At 61.3% G+C, this 287-nt stretch carries 1 pseudogene; it reads right to left on the bottom strand.

The window, feature by feature from the left end:
- A pseudogene (locus ABFX56_RS15990) lies at window positions 1–198 on the bottom strand (protease); the annotation flags it as partial.
- Between the last annotated feature and the right edge of the window lie 89 nt (window positions 199–287).

Here is a 287-nt window from a genome sequence, read left to right on the forward strand (position 1 = left end):
GGCCATCGATACCGCAAGTGAGCTGCCCGCGAAGTACTGGATGACGGCATAGATCGTGGCGATCACCAGCACGGTGATCGTGATCGACAAGTCGTTGTACACCCACCCTGCGAGCAAACCGAGCGCGCCGATGACCAGGAGGAACAACAGGATGATGAAGACCGTGTTGCGCTTGTTGCGCGCAATGGCGGAGTACATGGAAGCGGTTCAGTTAGAACTGCACACGGGGCGGCTCGGCGACGGCGGCCGAGTCGGGGACCTCGAAGAAGTCGCGCTCGGTGAAGCCC

It is taken from the genome of Parafrigoribacterium mesophilum, assembly GCF_039652555.1.
Taxonomy (GTDB): Bacteria; Actinomycetota; Actinomycetes; order Actinomycetales; family Microbacteriaceae; genus Parafrigoribacterium; species Parafrigoribacterium mesophilum.